Annotated in this window: 15 protein-coding genes; 11 read left to right on the top strand and 4 right to left on the bottom strand. The window is 69.9% G+C overall.

All coding sequences use genetic code 11. The annotated features are described in order from the left end of the window. Positions 1–107 precede the first annotated feature (107 nt). The 4 genes from ACZ4N5_RS03675 (at position 108) to ACZ4N5_RS03690 (ending at position 6,653) form a co-directional block, all read left to right on the top strand. On the top strand, positions 108–1,370 hold the full coding sequence (locus ACZ4N5_RS03675) for a glycosyltransferase (protein WP_467755498.1): 1,263 nt from the start codon (positions 108–110) through the stop codon (positions 1,368–1,370). Next, complete coding sequence (locus ACZ4N5_RS03680) at positions 1,367–3,043, top strand: ArnT family glycosyltransferase (RefSeq protein WP_467755499.1); 1,677 nt, start codon at positions 1,367–1,369, stop codon at positions 3,041–3,043. Before ACZ4N5_RS03675 ends, ACZ4N5_RS03680 begins: the two co-directional genes overlap by 4 nt. Continuing rightward, complete coding sequence (locus ACZ4N5_RS03685; RefSeq protein WP_467755500.1) at positions 3,040–4,245, top strand: glycosyltransferase; 1,206 nt, start codon at positions 3,040–3,042, stop codon at positions 4,243–4,245. Before ACZ4N5_RS03680 ends, ACZ4N5_RS03685 begins: the two co-directional genes overlap by 4 nt. Before the next feature lie 143 nt (positions 4,246–4,388). Beyond that, positions 4,389–6,653, top strand: coding sequence for a galactose oxidase-like domain-containing protein (locus ACZ4N5_RS03690; protein ID WP_467755869.1), 2,265 nt, complete (start codon positions 4,389–4,391; stop codon positions 6,651–6,653). Positions 6,654–6,760: 107 nt separating this feature from the next. On the opposite strand, the gene ACZ4N5_RS03695 is transcribed toward ACZ4N5_RS03690, so the two are convergent. The 4 genes from ACZ4N5_RS03695 to trhA all read right to left on the bottom strand — a co-directional run bounded on the left by ACZ4N5_RS03695 (position 6,761) and on the right by trhA (position 10,675). Then, positions 6,761–7,486, bottom strand: coding sequence for a Mut7-C RNAse domain-containing protein (locus ACZ4N5_RS03695; RefSeq protein ID WP_467755501.1), 726 nt, complete (start codon positions 7,484–7,486; stop codon positions 6,761–6,763). Between the two features lie 4 nt (positions 7,487–7,490). After that, positions 7,491–8,153 carry a TetR/AcrR family transcriptional regulator gene (locus tag ACZ4N5_RS03700; protein ID WP_467755502.1) on the bottom strand — a complete coding sequence of 221 codons (663 nt, stop codon included), beginning with the start codon at positions 8,151–8,153 and terminating at the stop codon, positions 7,491–7,493. A gap of 5 nt (positions 8,154–8,158) precedes the next feature. After that, positions 8,159–9,727 carry an MFS transporter gene (locus tag ACZ4N5_RS03705; protein ID WP_467755503.1) on the bottom strand — a complete coding sequence of 523 codons (1,569 nt, stop codon included), beginning with the start codon at positions 9,725–9,727 and terminating at the stop codon, positions 8,159–8,161. 234 nt (positions 9,728–9,961) lie between these two features. After that, on the bottom strand, positions 9,962–10,675 hold the full coding sequence (gene trhA / locus ACZ4N5_RS03710) for a PAQR family membrane homeostasis protein TrhA (protein ID WP_467755504.1): 714 nt from the start codon (positions 10,673–10,675) through the stop codon (positions 9,962–9,964). A gap of 323 nt (positions 10,676–10,998) precedes the next feature. Here trhA and ACZ4N5_RS03715 point away from each other — a divergent pair, with 323 nt between their 5' ends. From ACZ4N5_RS03715 to ACZ4N5_RS03745, 7 genes are all read left to right on the top strand, one after another. Next, complete coding sequence (locus tag ACZ4N5_RS03715; protein ID WP_467755505.1) at positions 10,999–12,816, top strand: phosphoenolpyruvate carboxykinase (GTP); 1,818 nt, start codon at positions 10,999–11,001, stop codon at positions 12,814–12,816. A 245-nt stretch (positions 12,817–13,061) separates the two neighbouring features. Next, entirely contained in the window at positions 13,062–14,024 is a 963-nt protein-coding gene (locus ACZ4N5_RS03720; RefSeq protein WP_467755506.1) for a serine/threonine-protein kinase, read from the top strand. After that, on the top strand, positions 14,011–14,475 hold the full coding sequence (locus tag ACZ4N5_RS03725) for a hypothetical protein (protein ID WP_467755507.1): 465 nt from the start codon (positions 14,011–14,013) through the stop codon (positions 14,473–14,475). The genes ACZ4N5_RS03720 and ACZ4N5_RS03725 overlap by 14 nt, the downstream gene beginning before the upstream one ends. Positions 14,476–14,590: 115 nt before the next feature. Next, a complete protein-coding gene (locus tag ACZ4N5_RS03730; protein ID WP_467755508.1) occupies positions 14,591–15,766 on the top strand; it encodes a hypothetical protein in 1,176 nt (391 codons plus the stop codon). 17 nt (positions 15,767–15,783) lie between these two features. After that, positions 15,784–16,545 carry a vWA domain-containing protein gene (locus ACZ4N5_RS03735; RefSeq protein WP_467755509.1) on the top strand — a complete coding sequence of 254 codons (762 nt, stop codon included), beginning with the start codon at positions 15,784–15,786 and terminating at the stop codon, positions 16,543–16,545. Between the two features lie 27 nt (positions 16,546–16,572). Next, entirely contained in the window at positions 16,573–17,379 is an 807-nt protein-coding gene (locus ACZ4N5_RS03740; protein WP_467755510.1) for a PP2C family serine/threonine-protein phosphatase, read from the top strand. After that, positions 17,376–18,536 (top strand): hypothetical protein, encoded by a 1,161-nt coding sequence (locus tag ACZ4N5_RS03745; RefSeq protein WP_467755511.1) that lies wholly within the window; start codon positions 17,376–17,378, stop codon positions 18,534–18,536. The genes ACZ4N5_RS03740 and ACZ4N5_RS03745 overlap by 4 nt, the downstream gene beginning before the upstream one ends. The last annotated feature ends 2 nt before the right edge of the window (positions 18,537–18,538 follow it).

Here is an 18,538-nt window from a genome sequence, read left to right on the forward strand (position 1 = left end):
CGGAAGAACCTGTGCGCTTCACAGATCGCCCATAGTCTCAGCCCGGTGACGCGACGGCAGTGACACGCTGTCGCGACTGGGGGTATTTGGGGATCTGGGGGGATCTGTTGCTCACGTCTGTCTTTATCGCTGCCGTTTCTCTGGCGCTCTTCTGGATGGCGGCCTTCACTCTGTGGTGGCAGATGCACGCGTGGCGTACGCCCGAAGTGCTCGCCTCCACCCGGTTCAGCAGTCCGGACGGGGGTGAGAGCCTGTCCTTCTCGCTGCTGCTGCCCGCGCGGCACGAACAGGCCGTGCTCGACCACACCATCCAGCGGCTGCTGGAATCCAGCCACGCCGACTTCGAGATCATCGTCATCGTGGGGCACGACGACCCGGAGACCACCGAGGTGGCCCGGAGTGCCGAGGCGCGCGACCCGCGGGTCCGTGTCGTCGTCGACCACCACGAGAAGAAGAACAAGCCGAAGGCCATGAACACGGCCCTGCCGCACTGCCGCGGCGATGTGGTCGGGGTCTTCGACGCCGAGGACCAGGTCCATCCGGAGCTGCTCGCCCATGTCGACCACGCGTTCCGCACGACGGAGGCGGACGTCGTCCAGGGCGGGGTGCAGCTCATCAACTTCAACTCCAGCTGGTACAGCCTGCGCAACTGCCTGGAGTACTTCTTCTGGTTCCGCTCGCGCCTTCATCTGCACGCGCAGAAGGGGTTCATCCCGCTCGGCGGCAACACCGTCTTCGTACGGACGAAGGTCCTGCGGGAGGCCGACGGCTGGGATCCCAACTGCCTCGCGGAGGACTGCGATCTGGGCGTCCGGCTGTCCAGTGTCGGCAAGAAGGTCGTCGTCGCGTACGACTCCGACATGGTGACCAAGGAGGAGACGCCCGGCTCCCTGATGTCGCTGCTCAAGCAGCGCACCCGGTGGAACCAGGGCTTCCTGCAGGTCTACCGCAAGCGCGACTGGAAGCAACTGCCGGGCTTCGGACAGCGGTTGCTCGCCCGCTACACGCTGATGACGCCCTATCTCCAGGCGATCTCCGGAGTGATCATCCCGCTCAACGTGGCGGTCGCGCTCTTCCTCGACGTGCCCGTCGGGATCGCCTTCATCACGTTCCTGCCGGCCGTGACCGCCCTGGTCACCTTTGTCTTCGAGATCGTCGGACTGCACGACTTCGGCAAGCAGTACGGGCTTCGCGTTCGGCCCGTGCACTACCTGAAGCTCGTCGTCGGCGGTCCCTTCTATCAGGTGCTGCTCGCGGGTGCCGCCGTGCGCGCCGTCTGGCGTGAACAACGGGGGCGCAACGACTGGGAGTTGACCAGTCATGTCGGCGCGCATCTCACCGACGTGATCCGAGAGGACGTTCCTGCGTGACCTCCACCCTTCCCGCGGCGACCACACCAACGGTCCCCGCGCAGCGGCCTCGTGCGCCCAAAATCGTCCCTACGTCCCTGCCGGGCCGGCGTTTTCGCGGCTCGCGCTCCGATCTGATCCTGTGCGCGGTGCTGCTCGCGGCGATCCTCGTCGTGCAGGGCTGGAACATCGCCGCCTACCCGACCCTCAGCGACGACGAGGGCACCTACCTGGCCCAGGCCTGGGCCGTCCAGCAGGGCAAGGGCCTGGCCCACTACACGTACTGGTACGACCATCCGCCGCTCGGCTGGATACAGATAGCCGTGCTGACCTGGATTCCCGCGCACATCAGCCCGTCGCTGATGACGGTCGGCTCGATGCGTTTCGCGATGCTCGTGGTCAGCGCGGTGAGCGCGGTCCTGCTGTACGTCCTCGCGCGCCGGCTGTCGCTGCCGCAGTGGGCGGCCGGCCTCGCGATGGTCCTGTTCGGGCTCTCCCCGCTCTCGGTCGTGCTCCAGCGGGAGATCTTCCTCGACAACATCGCGGTGATGTGGACGCTGCTCGCGTTCTGCCTGGCCGCGTCGCCGAGCCGTCATCTCTGGCACCACTTCGGCGCGGGCCTCGCCGCCGCCACCGCGGTGCTGACCAAGGAGACGATGCTCGTCGTCCTGCCCGCGCTGTTCATCACCATGTGGCGCCACAGCCATCGCGACACCCGCAAGTTCGCGATCACCGGCGCCGTCACGGCCTGCGTGCTGATCGGCACCGCGTACCCGCTCTTCGCCCTGCTCAAGGGCGAGTTGTTCCCGGGCGGCGGACATGTCTCGCTCTGGGAGGGCATCACCTACCAGATGAGCCGACCCGGCTCCGGTTTCATCCTGGAGAGAGGCACCGGCTCGTACGGGGTGCTCCACTCCTGGCTGTACTACGACCGGGTCCTGCCGCTCGGCGGACTCGCGGGCGCCCTGCTGCTCCTGGCCACCCTCCGCTGGTCGGTGACCGCGCGCGCCCTGGCCGGACCCGCGCTCACCGTGGCGATCCTCGCCCTGGTGGCCATGCGGCCGAACGGCTATCTGCCCGCGATGTACGTCATCCAGGCGCTCCCCTTCCTCGCCCTGGTCCTCGCCGGAGGCACCGCGAGCGTCGCCCACGCCGTGCTGCGCAGACGGCGGACCGCCGAGGAGCGGACGTACTTGACATGGGGGCGGCGCGGGCTGGCCGCGGTGCTGGTGGTGGCCGCCGGCGCCTATGTCGTGCCCCACTGGTACGACGGTGACCGCACCGCCGTGACCGCCGACGCCAACGCCCCCTACCGGGCGGCCTCTTCCTGGCTGAGGACCGAGGTGCGGGACCCGCGGGACACCCGGGTCCTGGTCGACGACGCGCTCTGGCTCGACCTCGTGCACGACGGCTACCGGCCGGGCCTCGGCGCCATCTGGTTCTACAAGGCCGACCTCGACCCCGCGGTCACCAAGACGATGCCGCGCGGCTGGAAGGACCTCGACTACGTGGTCGCGTCCCCGACGGTACGGCGCGACGCGGTCGACCTGCCCAACGTGAAGGCCGCGATCGAGCACTCCACGGCCGTCGCCACCTTCGGCACGGGCGAGGACCGAATCGAGATCCGGCGGATCGACGACACCGCCGACACCAACGACACCACCAACACGGCACGTTCCGGAGGCAGTCGATGAGCAGCTTCGAGAGCACCGTCCCGGACGAACTGGGTGATCCGGCGGTACGCGGCGCCGAGGTCCCGGAGCCCGGTGCCGTCACCATCGTCGTACCGACCTTCAACGAGTCGGCGAACATACGGGAGTTGCTGCACCAGATATCCGAGTCCGTGCCGGCGCGGCTGCCCTGCGAGGTGGTCTTCGTGGACGACTCCACGGACGACACCCCCGAGGTGATCTCCGAGGCCGCGCGGGACTGCCCGTTCCCGGTGACCGTGCTGCACCGCGAGGTGCCCGAGGGCGGGCTCGGCGGCGCGGTCGTCGAGGGGCTGAAGGCGGCGAGCTCCCAGTGGATCGTCGTCATGGACGGGGACTGCCAGCATCCGCCGTCCCTGATACCGGAGTTGGTCGCCTCGGGTGAGCGTGCGAACGCGGGCCTCGTGGTCGCCAGCCGGTACATCAAGGGCGGCAGCCGGGAAGGACTCGCGGGCGGCTACCGGATCGCGGTGTCGCGCGGCGCGACCTGGCTGACCAAGACGCTCTTCCCGCGCAAGCTGCGGGGCATCAGCGACCCGATGAGCGGATTCTTCGCGATCCGCCGCAGTGCGGTCACCGCCGAGGTCCTGCAGCCCCTCGGCTACAAGATCCTGCTCGAACTCGCCGTACGCAGCCGGCCCCGTCAGGTCACCGAGGTGCCCTTCGTCTTCCAGGACCGCTTCGCGGGCGAGTCCAAGTCGAGCGCGCAGGAGGGCTTCAGGTTCCTGCGCCACCTCGTCGGGCTGCGCACCGCCTCGCCGGTCGCCCGCATGGTGGTCTTCGGGCTGATCGGCGCCACCGGTTTCGTGCCGAACCTGCTCGGCCTGTACGCGCTCACCGCCGCCGGACTGCACTACGTACCGGCGGAGATCCTCGCCAACCAGCTGGGCGTGGCCTGGAACTTCCTGCTCATCGAGCATCTGCTGTTCCGCGAGCGCCGCAAGCACCGCAACCGGTGGGACCGGACGGGCCGGTTCGCGCTGCTCGCCAACGCCGATCTGGTGCTGCGCATCCCGCTGATCGCGTTCTTCGTCCACCAGTTCGGCATGGGTGCGCTGTCCGCCACGGCACTGGCCCTGGTGACGACCTTCGTCCTGCGCTTCGCCGGGACCGAAGCGCTGGTCTATCTGCCGCGCCGCAGCAGCGAGAGCGGGCGTGGGAGCCGTACAGCAAGGAGAACCGTGTGAAATTCCGGGTGAGACCACGACGGAGAACCGCCCTGCTGGCCGTGACGGGCCTCGCCGCCGGGCTGCTGCTCGTGTCACCGCAGCCCGCGTCGGCCGTCAACCTCGTCACCAATCCCGGCTTCGAGACCGCCGGAACGGACGGGATGCCGTCCTGCTGGGAGAAGTCCGGCTGGGGCGACAACGACTTCAGCTTCGCGACCGTGACCGACGCCCATTCCGGCTCCAAGGCCATGAAGGTCACGCTGACCCGCCGGGTCGACGGTGACCGCAAGGCGCTGATCACCGAGTCCACCGCGTGCGCGCCGGTGGTCACCGCGGGCAAGCAGTACGACCTCGGGCTCTACTACAAGACGACGACGCCCGACGCGGCGATCACGCTCTTCCGGCACGACACCACGGCGGGCTGGCAGTACTGGACCGACCTCAAGACCCTGGACATGGCGGCGGCCTGGACGCAGGCGACGGTGCGCACCCCGGCCGTCCCGGCGGGCACCGACCGCATCACCTGGGGCGTCTCCGTGTACGGCACGGGTTCGGCGACCACCGACGACTACACGATGGAACAGGTCTCCGATCCCATTCCGCCGGCCACCTGCACAGGCACGGCCGAGGAGTGCGCGAACGGGAAGTGGACGGTCCTGCCCACGCAGAACCCGGTCCGTTCCATGCACTCCGTCGTGCTCAACAACGGCAAGGTGCTCTTGATCGCGGGCTCCGGGAACAGCGAGGAGAACTTCAACGCGGGCACGTTCACGTCGGCGGTGTACGACCCGGCGACCGGCTCGTACAAGGTGATCCCCACGCCCAAGGACATGTTCTGCTCCGGACACGTCCAGCTCGCCGACGGGCGGGTGCTGGTGATGAGCGGCAACAAGGCGTTCCCCGTCGCGGGCGGGCACGGGTACGAGGGATACAAGGACTCGTACATCTTCGACCCGGTCACCGAGACGTACAGCAGGACGAACGACCTGAACGACGGCCACTGGTATCCGTCCGCCACCGAGCTGGGCAACGGCGACATCATCTCGTTCGGCGGGCTGCGCGAGGACTCCTCGGGTTCGGTGACCGCCGAGCGCTGGTCGAACGCGCAGCAGCAGTGGCTGCCGCTGTGGCAGGTCAACCAGACGTGGTCGTTCTGGGGTCTGTACCCGTCGATGATCCTGATGCAGGACGGCCGGCTCTTCTACTCGGGCAGCCATGTCTTCGGCAACGGCACCCCGGGGACGGGATCGGCGATCTACGACTACGACGCCAACACCACGACCGCGGTCTCGGGCCTGCAGAACAAGGACCAACGCGACCAGTCCGCGAGCGTGCTGCTGCCTCCCGCGCAGGACCAGAAGGTCCTGACCATCGGCGGCGGCAACATCGACTCGAACCCGGACGCCAATCGGCTCACCGACATCATCGACCTCAAGGCCGCCAACCCGGCCTACACGGTGGGCCCGCAGATCCCCCAGGGCACGGTGGACCTCGGCAACGGCAAGGTGGCCGAGACCGGCGCCCAGGGCAAGATGTACGTATCCGCCGTCCTGCTGCCCGACGGCAAGGTCCTGGAGACGGGCGGCGGACTGCACAACCGCGCCAATCCCGTCTACGAGGCGTCGATCTTCGACCCCGCGACCTCGGCCTTCGACCCAGTGGCCGCCGACCCGGAGGCCCGCGGGTACCACTCCTCCGCGTTCCTGCTGCCCGACGGCCGGGTAATGGCCACCGGCGACAACCCGGGCAACGGCACCTGGAACCACGACGTGTCCATCTACACCCCGCCGTACCTCCTCAAGGGAACCCGCCCGACGATCACTTCGGTGATCGACAACGAGTGGGTGTACGGGGACACGCAGCGCATCACGGTCGACCGGCCCATCGTCAAGGCGGAGTTGATCCGGCCCGCCGCCGTGACGCACTCGTCCGACCCCAACCAGCGGTTCGTGGACCTGCCGCTGAGCGTGGACGGCAACAACGTCGACCTCAATGTGACGAGCAACCCCAATATGGCGCCGCCCGGCTGGTACATGCTCTTCGCGGTCGACGCCAACGGCGTTCCCTCGGTGGCCAAGTGGGTGCATCTCCAGGGCCCGTCCGCGCTCGCCACGGACACCGCCTCGGCCCACGTCCACTCCTTCGCCGACTCCCCGGCGGGCACCGTCACGGGGGCGGGCAAGAAGCGGACCTCGCAGAAGGTGTCCACCACCATCTCCGGCTGCGACCGCCACTACGGCACGATCAACGTCTGTGTGCCGACGGTCTTCCCCGACGGGGTGAAGAAGACGACGGCCTCCCGCTGCGCCTGGCTGAAGAAGAACGACTACGGGCGGCTCAGGATCAACGGCAAGGACGATCCCCTCGGACTCGACCCCAGCGGGGACGGACTGGCCTGCGGGGCAAAGGATCTGATCAAGCGTTAGGGGATCAGGGCCTGGAACCGGATCCGGTCGGGTGAAGGATCCGGTCGGTGACGGGGCCGGTCGGTGACGGGGCCGGTCGAGCGCCGGACGTATCCGGCGCCGGCCCGTCAGGTCCCGAACTCCGCCAGGGCGCGCTCCACGACGGTCTCCAGCCGGTCGTGGTGCGCGCCCTTCCAGTAGGCGCGCCCGCACTCCGCGCACTGGGCGAAGACGTCGTACGACCGCTCGGTGCCGCTCTCCAGCTGGTCCGCGACCTGCTCCTTGGTGGCCTTGCGGAGCAGTCCGTTGCACGCGGTGCAGAGCGTCCAGGGTTTCAGCTCCGGCGCGAACCGGCCGAGGACATCGCGGAGTTGGTCGTCGGGTTGGGTGCTGTAGACGAAGCCGCCCGCCCACAGCTCGCGGCGCCGCAGCAGTCCGCGGTCGCGGCTGAGCAGCACCCGCCGCTCGGCCGCCGAACGGGCGGCGAGAGCCGGGTCGCCGATGTCGGTGGACTCGTACGCCGTGTCGACGCCGAGCAGGCGCATCCGGCGGGCGAGGGTGCCGAGGTGCACGTCGAGGAGGAAGCGCAGTGGGGCGCCGGGGACCCGCTGCGGGCGTTCGACCGCGCGGACCCGCACCGACTCGTCCGCCGCCGGAATGTGCGAGAAGGGAACCTCGCGCCCGTCCACGACCAGGGCGCCGACCTCTGTCAGCGGGACGCCGAGCGACTCGACGACATGACCGAGGGTGGAGGAGCCGTCGGTGCCGACGGGGGTTACTCCGGCGCGGCGGGCGTGCGGGACGAACAGCCCCAGTTCGGGGGCGAATTCGATGTGGATCTCCGGTCCGTTCACGCGGTCAGGATGTCATGCGGGGCGCGCCCCGGGCCTCCGGGTTTCGCGGCGGCAGACCGTGCTCCAGGACGTTCACGGTGCGTTCGACGAGATCGGCAAGGTCGTCCCCCTGGCCGGTCTCGGCCCAGTACAGGGAGGTCTCCATCAGCCCGCCGATCAGCGACATCGCGAAGACCCGGACCTCCAGGCTGTCCGGGTCCCGGCCGGAGCGCTCCCCGATGGCCCGGCTCAGCAGCCGCCCGGTGACGGACATGCTCTCCATCATCCGGGAACGCACCGCGGGCACCTCGACCATCAGCCGCGTGCGGAGCCGGGTGATCTCGGGGTTCTCGGCGGCGCCGATGCCGATGGCCTTCCTGAGCACATGGCGCAGGGACTCGAACCACGGCTCGTCCACGGGGCGCTCCCGCAGTTCCTGCTCCAGGAGCGGGTCGTACTCGTCCGTGAGGACGATGTCCTCCTTGGTCGGGAAGTAGCGGAACACCGTGGACGGGGAGACCTCGGCCGCCTCCGCGATCTGCTCGATCGTCGTCGCGTCGTACCCCTGCTCCTCGATCAGCCGGTACGTCGCCTCGCGGATCGCGATGCGGGTCTTCATCTTCTTCCGCTCGCGGAGCCCCGGCTGGGGTTCCGCGGCGGGAGTGGAACTCTGTGCGGTGGCGGCCATGGTTCCTATTGTCCGGCATCCGCCGGGGCCGGGGCCATGGCGGTGTCCTCCTCCGGCACCGGCGCGGGCTGGTGCGGGCTCGGCAGCAGCGCCGCCGCCAGCAGTGCGGTGACCAGCGCCGCGACCCCGCTGACGAGCAGGACCAGGTCCATGCCGTGGATGTACGCGGCGTTCGCGGAGGCGGCGAGCGCGGGGTCGCTGAGCCGGCCCGCGACCACATGGGCGCCGACCAACGAGTCGCCGGCGGCCGCCGCGGCGGCGCGCGGCAGCGCGGAGCTGTCGAGGCGGTCGGCGTACGTGCTCGCCAGCAGTGAGCCGAGCAGGGCGATACCGATCGCGCTGCCCACCTGGCGCACCGTCATCAGCAGCCCGGAGCCGCTGCCGGCCCGGTCGCGGGGGAGTGCGCCGAGGGCGGTGGACATCGCGGGGACCACGGCGAATCCGAAGCCGAGCCCGGCGACGGACAGCCACAGGGCGGTGGCGCCGTACCCGTCGTCGACGGTCGTGCGACTGCCGAGGAACGCGGCGAAGGCGAGGACGACGAGACCCGCGCTGATCACCGCGCGCGCCCCGAAGCGGGTGACCAGCGGCTGCGCGCCCCGGGAGGCGATCAGCAGTCCGCCCATCATCGGCAGCATCCGCACCCCGGTCGCGAGCGCGTCGTGGCCGAGCACCGCCTGGAGGTACTGCGGCAGCACGAACATCAGGCCGGACAGGACGAACATGACGAGCGTCGCGGCGAGCGTGTTGAGCAGGAAGCCGCGCTGGGCGAGCAGGGAGAGATCCAGCATCGGGCGGGGGCTGCGGCGTTCGCGGACGACGAGCAGTCCGATCAGGGCGAGGGCGGCGGCGAAGCAGCCGAGGACGAGCGGGTCGCCCCAGCCGCGGGCCGGGGCCTCGATGATGGCGTAGACAAGGACGCTGAGGCCGACCGCGGTGAGCGCCGTGGAGACGGCGTCGACCTTGGGCGAGGCGGGGTCTCGGGTCTCGGGGAGCAGGAAGACGCAGGCGGTGATGCCGATGGCGGCCATCGGTACGTTGACCAGGAAGACCGAGCCCCACCAGAAGTGGTTCAGCAGCCAGCCGCCGATGATCGGGCCGAGCGGCAGGCCGAGCGCCGAGGCGGCGGAGACGGCTCCGACCGCCTTGGTGCGCTCGTCGGGTCCGAACAGCGAGGGCAGCACGGCGAGCGCGAGCGGCATCACCAGCGCGCCGCCGACACCCATCAGGGCGCGGGCCACGATCACCCAGGTGACGTCGTCGACGAGGGAGCCGGCCAGAGAGCCGGCCAGGAAGACGCCGAGGCCGGTGATGAGCATCCGGCGCCGCCCGAAGCGGTCGCCGAGCAGGCCCGCCGGGAGCATCAGCGAGGCGAAGACGACGACGTACGCGTCCGCCATCCACTGCTGCTGACCGGTGGACGCGCCGAGGTCCCGGGCCATCGTCGGCAGCGCCACATTGAGGATCGTCATGTCGAAGCCGAGCACGAGCATGCTCGCGACCAGGGCCCCGAGGGCCCACCAGCGGCGGGGATCGCGCCGAACGGCGTCGTCGTCTTGCGTGGGAGTCGCCATGAAATGAGAGTAACTCTCAAAAGGTAGTTACTGTCAATCCAGTGGGGCTTTCAGTTGGGGGAGAGGGTGTCGCGGGGGAGGGGTGTCGTCGCGTCGAACGCGCAGTGGCCGGGAACGCGCAGCGACTGAAAGCACGCGGAGGCCGGAAACGCGCAGTGGCCGCGGCTGGGGACCGGAAAACGCGCAGTGGCCGCGGCTGGGGAGCCGCGGCCACTGAGGAAGGGGGTGGGTTGGTCAGCCGTGCTGGTAGGCCACCAGGGAGATGCCGACGTAGTGCACGGTGAACGCGGCGAGGGTCAGCGAGTGGAAGACCTCGTGGAATCCGAACCAGCGCGGTGACGGGTTGGGTCGCTTGATCCCGTAGATCACCCCGCCCGCGCTGTAGAGCAGACCGCCGACGATCACCAGGACGAGGACGGCGATGCCGCCCGTGCGCATGAAGTCGGGCAGGAAGAAGACGGCCGCCCAGCCCATCGCGATGTAGCAGGGCGTGTAGAGCCAGCGCGGGGCGCCGACCCAGAACACCCGGAAGATGATGCCCGCCGCGGCGGCGGCCCAGATGCTCCACAGGAGCCACTGCCCCTTGGCCTCCGGCAGCAGCAGCATCGTCAGCGGGGTGTAGGTGCCCGCGATGATCAGGAAGATGTTCGCGTGGTCGAGTCTGCGAAGGATGCCGTCCATCCGCGGACTCCAGTCGCCGCGGTGGTAGAGGGCGCTCACCCCGAACAGGAGGCAGGCCGTCAGGGCGAAGATTCCGCAAGCGATGCGACCGCGGGTCGAGTTCGCCAGCGCGGTGAGGATCAGTCCGGAGATGAGGGCGGCCGGAAACATGCCGAGGTGCAGCCAGCCGCGGAGCTTGGGCTTGATCTCTTCCGACAGGGAGTGCGCGACAGACGCGTGGCCGGCGGCCGGCGTGTCCGTGGGCGCGTCGGGGACGGACGCAGTCATGGGCCGCATCGTACCTACGGAACCGTAAGTTACGTGTCAGTCCCGCGTAAGCGAGCCGCAATAGTGGCCATGATCTCACGCGGGTGGGCGGGCGGCGCGGGGTACGCGCGGTGAATCCGGAGCGAGCGGGGGGAAACCTTCCGGTGAGTGGCGATGCTCACTCCGCTCAGGTGTGAGGCCCTCTGGACATATGCGCGACTCAGTCGGATCATCAAATGAGTGCGGTCGGCACCGGATGAGCGCCAGGGGTTCAATCACCGTGAAGCATCCGGGTCGCAGCCCCCACGGGGCACCAAAACAAAACCCCTCATTTAGGAGCAATCGTGGCGCGCGACATCGCGGCTCCCGTCCCGACCAACCACAAAGAACTGATCTCGTGGGTCAACGAGATCGCCGAACTGACCGAGCCGGACAGTGTGGTCTGGTGTGACGGATCCGAGGCCGAGTACGAGCGACTGAGCGAGGAGCTCGTCCGCAAGGGCACCTTCAAGAAGCTCGACCCGATCAAGCGCCCCAACTCGTACTACGCCGCTTCCGACCCGACCGATGTCGCGCGGGTCGAGGACCGGACGTTCATCTGCTCCGAGAAGGAAGAGGACGCGGGCCCGACCAACCACTGGAAGGCCCCCGCCGAGATGCGGGACATCTTCTCGGGTGAGCAGGGCGTCTTCCGCGGCTCGATGAGGGGCCGGACGATGTACGTCGTCCCGTTCTGCATGGGCCCGCTCGGCTCGGACCTCTCCGCGATCGGCGTCGAGATCACCGACTCCGCCTACGTCGCCGTCTCCATGCGCACCATGACCCGCATGGGACAGCCCGTCCTGGACGAACTCGGCACCGACGGCTTCTTCGTGCGTGCAGTGCACACGCTCGGAGCGCCGCTGGCCGAGGGCGAGGCGGACGTGCCGTGGCCGTGCAACTCCACGAAGTACATCTCGCACTTCCCCGAGACCCGCGAGATCTGGTCGTACGGCTCCGGGTACGGCGGCAACGCGCTCCTCGGCAAGAAGTGCTACGCCCTGCGCATAGCCTCCGTGATGGCACGCGACGAGGGCTGGCTCGCCGAGCACATGCTGATCCTCAAGCTGACCCCGCCGCACGGCGAGTCGAAGTACGTCGCCGCCGCCTTCCCGAGCGCCTGCGGCAAGACCAACCTCGCCATGCTGGAGCCCACGATCTCGGGCTGGACGGTCGAGACCATCGGTGACGACATCGCCTGGATGCGGTTCGGCGAGGACGGCCGGCTCTACGCGATCAACCCCGAGGCCGGCTTCTTCGGTGTCGCGCCCGGCACCGGTGAGCACACCAACGCCAACGCGATGAAGACGCTGTGGGGCAACTCCGTCTTCACCAACGTCGCGCTCACCGACGACAACGACATCTGGTGGGAGGGCATGACGGAGGAGACTCCGGCACACCTGACCGACTGGAAGGGCAACGACTGGACGCCGGAGTCCGCGACGCCCGCCGCGCACCCCAACGCCCGCTTCACGACGCCCGCCTCGCAGTGCCCGATCATCGCGCCCGAGTGGGAGGACCCCAAGGGCGTGCCGATCTCGGCGATCCTCTTCGGCGGCCGCCGCGCCACGGCCGTACCGCTGGTGACGGAGTCCTTCGACTGGAACCACGGTGTCTTCCTCGGCGCGAACGTCGCCTCCGAGAAGACCGCCGCCGCCGAGGGCAAGGTCGGCGAGCTGCGCCGCGACCCCTTCGCCATGCTGCCGTTCTGCGGCTACAACATGGGCGACTACATGGGGCACTGGGTCGACGTCGCCAAGGACAAGGACCAGGCGAAGCTCCCGAAGATCTACTACGTGAACTGGTTCCGCAAGAACGACGCGGGCAAGTTCGTGTGGCCCGGCTTCGGCGAGAACAGCCGCGTCCTGAAGTGGATCGTCGAGCGCCTCGAGGGCAAGGCCGAGGGCGTCGAGACCCCGATCGGCGTCCTGCCGACCCGGGAGTCCCTCGACACCGACGGTCTCGAACTGGCCGACACCGACCTCGACTTCCTGCTCACGGTCGACAAGGAGGTCTGGCGCGAGGAGGCCGCCCTGGTCCCCGAGCACCTCAACACCTTCGGCGAGCACACGCCGACGGAGCTGTGGGACGAGTACCGCGCCCTGGTGCAGCGACTGGGCTGACGCCCCCTGTTACTCCGCGGCCGACCGAGTTGCCCTGACCTGCGACCGTTGTGGCGGTCGGCCGCGGTGACAGCACCCCGCCGGGGCTCCGCGCACATCTGTGCGGGGCCCCGGTTTTTTTCGTCCCCTCCGCCCCGCCCGTGCCGGAACGGCTGAAAAAGCGCGGATTTCGGGGGACACTCCTGACATCCTGCAGTGAACCCCGAAATGAGGTGGGCGGGGTGCGTACGCCTGTCAGTGACCCCATGAAGATCGGTCCGTACCGCATTGTGGGCCGGCTCGGCTCCGGCGGCATGGGATGGGTGTATCTCGGCCGCTCGCCCGCCGGGCGCGAGGTCGCGGTGAAGGTGGTGCGGCCCGAACTGGCCGCGGAGAGCGAGTTCCGGGAGCGCTTCGCGCGTGAGGTCGCGGCGGCGCGTGTGGTCAGCGGCGCCTACACCGCGGCCGTCGTCGACGCCGACACCGAGGCCGAACTGCCCTGGCTGGCCACCCTGTACGTGCCCGGCCCCTCGCTAGCCGAGGCGGTCCACACCGACGGTCCCCTGCCCGAGCCGCAGGTACGACGGCTCGGCGCGGGCCTGGTCGAGGCGCTCCAGGCCATCCACGCCGCACGTGTGGTGCACCGGGACCTCAAACCGGCGAACGTGCTCCTCGCCTCCGACGGCCCGCGCGTCATCGACTTCGGGATCTCCCGGGTGGACGGCGCCCCGGGCCTCACCCAGGTCGGCGTCGTCGTCGGCACCCCGCCCTTCATGTCGCCCGAGCAGATCAAGGGGGCCACGGTGGGCCCGGCGAGCGACGTCTTCTCCCTCGGCGGGGTCCTGGTGTACGCGCTCACCGGACGACCTCCGCACGGCAGCGGAGAGGCGGTGCGCTACCGGGTCGTCCTCGCCGAACCCGAACTCGACGGCATGGCGGGGCCGATGCGGGAACTCGTCGCGCGCTGTCTGGCGAAGCGGCCCGAGGACCGGCCCCAACTGGACGCACTCCTGGCCGGGTTGCTGGAGGAGGAGCCCCGGTCGGCAATCTGGCCGCCGCCCACGGTGGCCCACAGCATCAAGGTGCGCACCCAGGATCTGATGAAGCGCCGCAAGGAGAGCACCAGCGTGTCCGTACCCTCCTGTCTGCTGTCGCACGCCCAGGCACTGCTCGACGCCGGGCTGACCGACGCGATGGTCGCCGAGGCGGTGGGCCGTGGCGACGCCTGAGTCCTTTCCCGGCCGCGGTCACGAGATCCTCGAAATCGGCACGCACTGGCGGCAGTTGGTGCAGAACTGGGTGACCAGACGGAATTTCCACACGGCGACCGACACCGTTTCCGTCTCCATGCGATTCGACCTCGAGGAAACGGGCCGGATGGTCACCGTGCGATTCATGACGACGAAGAGACTGCTGGTCGCTTTCGCGACCGACGGGCATTTTCTGCGCCAGGACCAACTGGCCGTCGCCGCAGCCGCGTCGAACGCGTGGAATACCGAACAACTGCGTCCCATGCTGTCCGTCTGGGACGTGCGGGGGCCGCGTCCCTGTCTCGCGGGAGTGTGCGACCTCCCCCTGACCTGTCGCATCACGCAAACAGATTTCGATGCTTTGGCCAGCGATTGGGTGGAACGGGCGAGACAAATGTTCACCCGATGCCATCAGGTGTTCGAGTTGTAGAAGTGATGGCCGCTGCGTTCCTCAAACCCTTTCGGACGCCCGCCGTTTTCCGCCACTATGGGCGAGTGCCTTTCAGGGCCACGGGGGTGTTTTCTTAGGGCCACGGGGGGTCTCCATGCGGCGTCGCCTTTCCTTCCTCATGCTTTCCGGACTCCTGGTCGCGCTCGCTCCGGCGGTGCCCGCGGCGGCCGACGAGTCGTGCGGCGCGACCTTCGGGGAACACCTCAAGTGCTGGTCCCGGTGGATCGGCGAGGGAACGGTTCACATCACCCTCGACCGGGCGCTGCAGTTCGACGGCGACGCCGGGAGCCACAAGGGCTTCGAGCAGACCCTGTTGGGCCGGCGCGCGAGACTCGTGGTCGAGGTCCCGCGGCACGGTCACACCGGACAGGGCGGAACGGCACTTCTCCTGCTGGCGAACCGGACGGCCAGGCTCGTCGCGAACGACGCCACCATCGACCCGCTGAAGCCCGAGGCCGTGGACGAGCTGGCCGCCCTCGGGGCCTGCGACCCCAAGAACGAGACGGACCCGTGCGCCCGGCTCGGCAAGGGCCACTCGCTGAGCGGCGGCGACCTCGTCGACCTGGGCCTGGCCGCCGACCTCTCCCGGCACGCGTACGGCGTCGACGGCACCCTGGGTGGGCCGTCCGCCACCTCGACCCCCACCGAGACCGACTCCGGCAAGGTGAGCCAGGGCCAGGGCCAGGGGCACGGGCAGAGCCAGGGCCAGGCGACCGGGAAGGTCGGCGACCCCGGCGACCCCGGTACGGGCACCGACGCCGGTACCGACTCGGGCGCCGGTTCCGGCTGGGACACCGCCACCCAGGTGCTCGCCGTCCTCTGCGTCGTGCTCGTCCTCCTCCTCGGCCTGCTCCTCTTCCTGATCCGCCGTTCCGCCCGTGCCGTCGCTGTCGGCACCCTGTCCCGTCGATCGCTCGCCGCCCCCGGCGTCGGCGCCGTACCGGCCGCCACGGCGCCCCGCCCGCGTACCCGGGCGCCCGACGAGGCCACCACCCGCCTCAGGGTCACGCCGACACCCCGCAACCACGGACGGCGGGTCGGCAACGTACCGGGCCCCGCCCGGCCCGCCGTCGTCCGCACCGAACTGCACCCGCAGGGCTATGTCGAGATCGACCACGTGCTGTACCGGGCGGTGTGGGCCGAGCCGGGCCGCCCGCCGCCCGCACCCGGCGGACTCGTCGATGTCACCGAGGCGGGGGAGCGGGACTCCGACGTCCTCTACGCCTTCCCGCCGACGGCCGGACGGCACGCCAAAGCCGGCCGGCCCTGAGACCAGGAGAGATCCCCATGCACAGCGAATACCCGCCCACCCTGCCGGCGGAGTACGCCGACATCGAGTTCGAGAACAACGCGCAACGGCTGCCGCTCGTGCTCTGTCTCGACATCTCCAGCTCCATGGCGGGTCAGCCCATCCAGACGCTCAACAACGCGCTCGCGGAGTGGACCCGGGAACTGCACGACGACGTCAGCCTCAGCTACAGCGTCGAGGTCGCCGTGGTCACCTTCGGCGGCAACGGTGTAGCGGCCTGGCGTGGGCCCCAACTCCTCGCCCCACGCGCCCCGGTGAGCCCCTTCGTGCCCGCGCACATGTTCCGGCCGCCGCAGCTCGCCGCCGCCGGGGTCACGCTGATGACGGAAGCCCTCGAACTGTCGATGCACATCGTCGCCGCCCGCAAGGCCGAGCTGCGCGCCTCCGGACTCCAGTACTACCGGCCGCAGATCTGTCTGGTCACGGACGGGCTGCCGACCGACGCCACGGGCCATCTCACCGACTCCTGGCACCGGTTGATCCCGGTGCTCGCCGACGAGCAGCGCGCCCGCCGCTTCCGGCTGTACGCGATCGGCGTCGGAGGCATCACGGACCGGGGCGAGCAGGTGCTCCAGTCGTTCGCGCCGAAGTTCAACGCCCGGTTGCAGGGATTCCCCTTCCGCGAGCTGCTCCAGATGATGTCCGCCAGTGCCAACGCCGAGCAGAAGGGCGCGGGCGACGAGGTCTTCGAGAAGATCTTCAGCCAGTTCAAGACGCAGCGCCCGGCCTGGGAATCGTGACCGACGACCGGATGGGATTCCTGACTGATGACCGGAGTCGACGAGCGGGAGACGCCGTGGCGGATCCACGGAATGAGCGTCGAGGGATACCGGCACCGCCGGCAGGGGATGCCCTGCCAGGACGCCTGCGCCTACACGGTGTCGGCGTCCGTGGCGGTCCTCGCCGTAGCGGACGGCGCGGGCAGCAGGCCGCGCTCCGAGGAGGGTTCGCGGCTCGCGGTGGAGCTGGCCACCGAGCACTTCGCGCGCCGGGCCGCCACCGCGGCGGACCGCCGTCCCGGCCAGGCGGTGCACGAGCTGCTGGAGGACGCCTTTCACGACGTCTGCAAGGTGTTCCTGGACCGGACGGGCGCCGACGCGGCGGACTTCGCGACCACGCTCACCGTGGTCGTGCTCGCGCGGGGCTGGCTCGGTCATCTGTCCGTGGGCGACGGCTTCGTCGTCCTGCGGGCCGGCACGGAGGACGGTGAGCGGCAGTTCCATCTGCTGCCGCAGCCTGCGGCGGCCAGCGAGTACAGCAACGAGACGGTCTTCCTGACCTCGCCGGACGCGGCCCGCTGGGTGCACACCGACTGTGTGTCCGACGACGGGATCGACGGGGTGCTGCTGTCCACCGACGGACTGGCGCAGGCCGCGCTCAACCCCTCCGGAGGTGGCGCGCTGTCCCCGAACACGTCGTTCGCCGAGGCCGTGTTCCGCTCCCTCGACGTTCCCGGTCCGGTGACCGCGAGCGCCCACGAGGGCCTCGGGACCCTGCTCCGCTCGGACCGGCTGACCGCCCTCAACGCCGACGACAAGACCCTGCTGCGGGCCGTGCTCAAGGCGCGGCCATGAGCGGCCTCACCGTGTTCCTGGACGGCAAGCCGGTCACCCTCGCCGAACTGCCCCTCAAGGGCGGCGGCCAGGCGGCCGTCTTCCCGGTCGTCGGTGACGACGGCATCGTCGTCAAGCTGTACCGCGAACCGCCGGGCCCCGAGCAGGAGCGGCGGCTGATGCGGATGCTGACCATGTCCCCGCTCGTGACCCGTCCCACCGACGCCTCCCAGCCGCCCGAGCTGGCCTGGCCGACCGCCCTCGCCCGCGGAGCGCAGGGCGAGTTCCTCGGCTACGCCATGCGCCGTTTCGGCGAACCCCAGCACGTGCAGCTGATCGGCCTGTTCACCCGCGCCCAGCGCCTCAAGCTCTTCGCCGACCGGGCCGACTGGCGCTTCCTGCTCGGCGTCGCCTGGAACCTCGCCTTCATGACCGCCCGCATGCACTACGACAACCTCGTCATCGGCGACTTCTCCAGCAGCAATGTCGTCGTCGACGCCAACGGCTTCGTCACCTTCCTCGACTGCGACTCCATCGCCTTCAACGACCCGGTGACCGGGGAGCTCTTCCCCTGCCTGATGCACACCACCGACTACTCGTCACCCGAGCGGCAGGCCGGCGGCCCCGCCACCCGCGCCACCGACGAGTTCGCCCTCGCGGTCCTCGTCTACCAGCTGCTGACCGCGGGCAACCACCCCTTCGGCGGCGTCCCGCACGACAGCGCCTCCGAGTCGACCGTCAAGGACAACATCGCCGCGAGCTGCTCCTACGTCGTGCGCCCCGAGCGGGTCGTCATCCCGCGCGGCACCATCGACCCCTCCGTGCTGCCGCCCGAACTCCTCGCGCTGGCCCGCTCCGCCTTCGGCCCCGGTGTGCACGATCCCGCCACCCGGCCCCCGGCGGAGGCCTGGCTGCGCGCCCTGGACAAGGAGCGCGCGCTGGTACGGGTCTGCCCGACCCGCCCGCTGCACGCGTTCGGCTCGCATCTGACCGCGTGCCCCTGGTGCACCCGGGCGGCGCTCACCGGGCACGACGTGTTCAACGGGCCTGCGGCGGTCCCGGTGCCGGGCGGGCCCCCGCAGCCGCCGGCGCCGGGCGAGCCGTGGCCCACCGCGCTGAAGGTGGCGCTGCTGATCCTGGCGGTCGTGATCCTGGTGGTGATCGCGGCGAACGCGTGAGC

It is taken from the genome of Streptomyces sp. NPDC026500 (assembly GCF_055567635.1).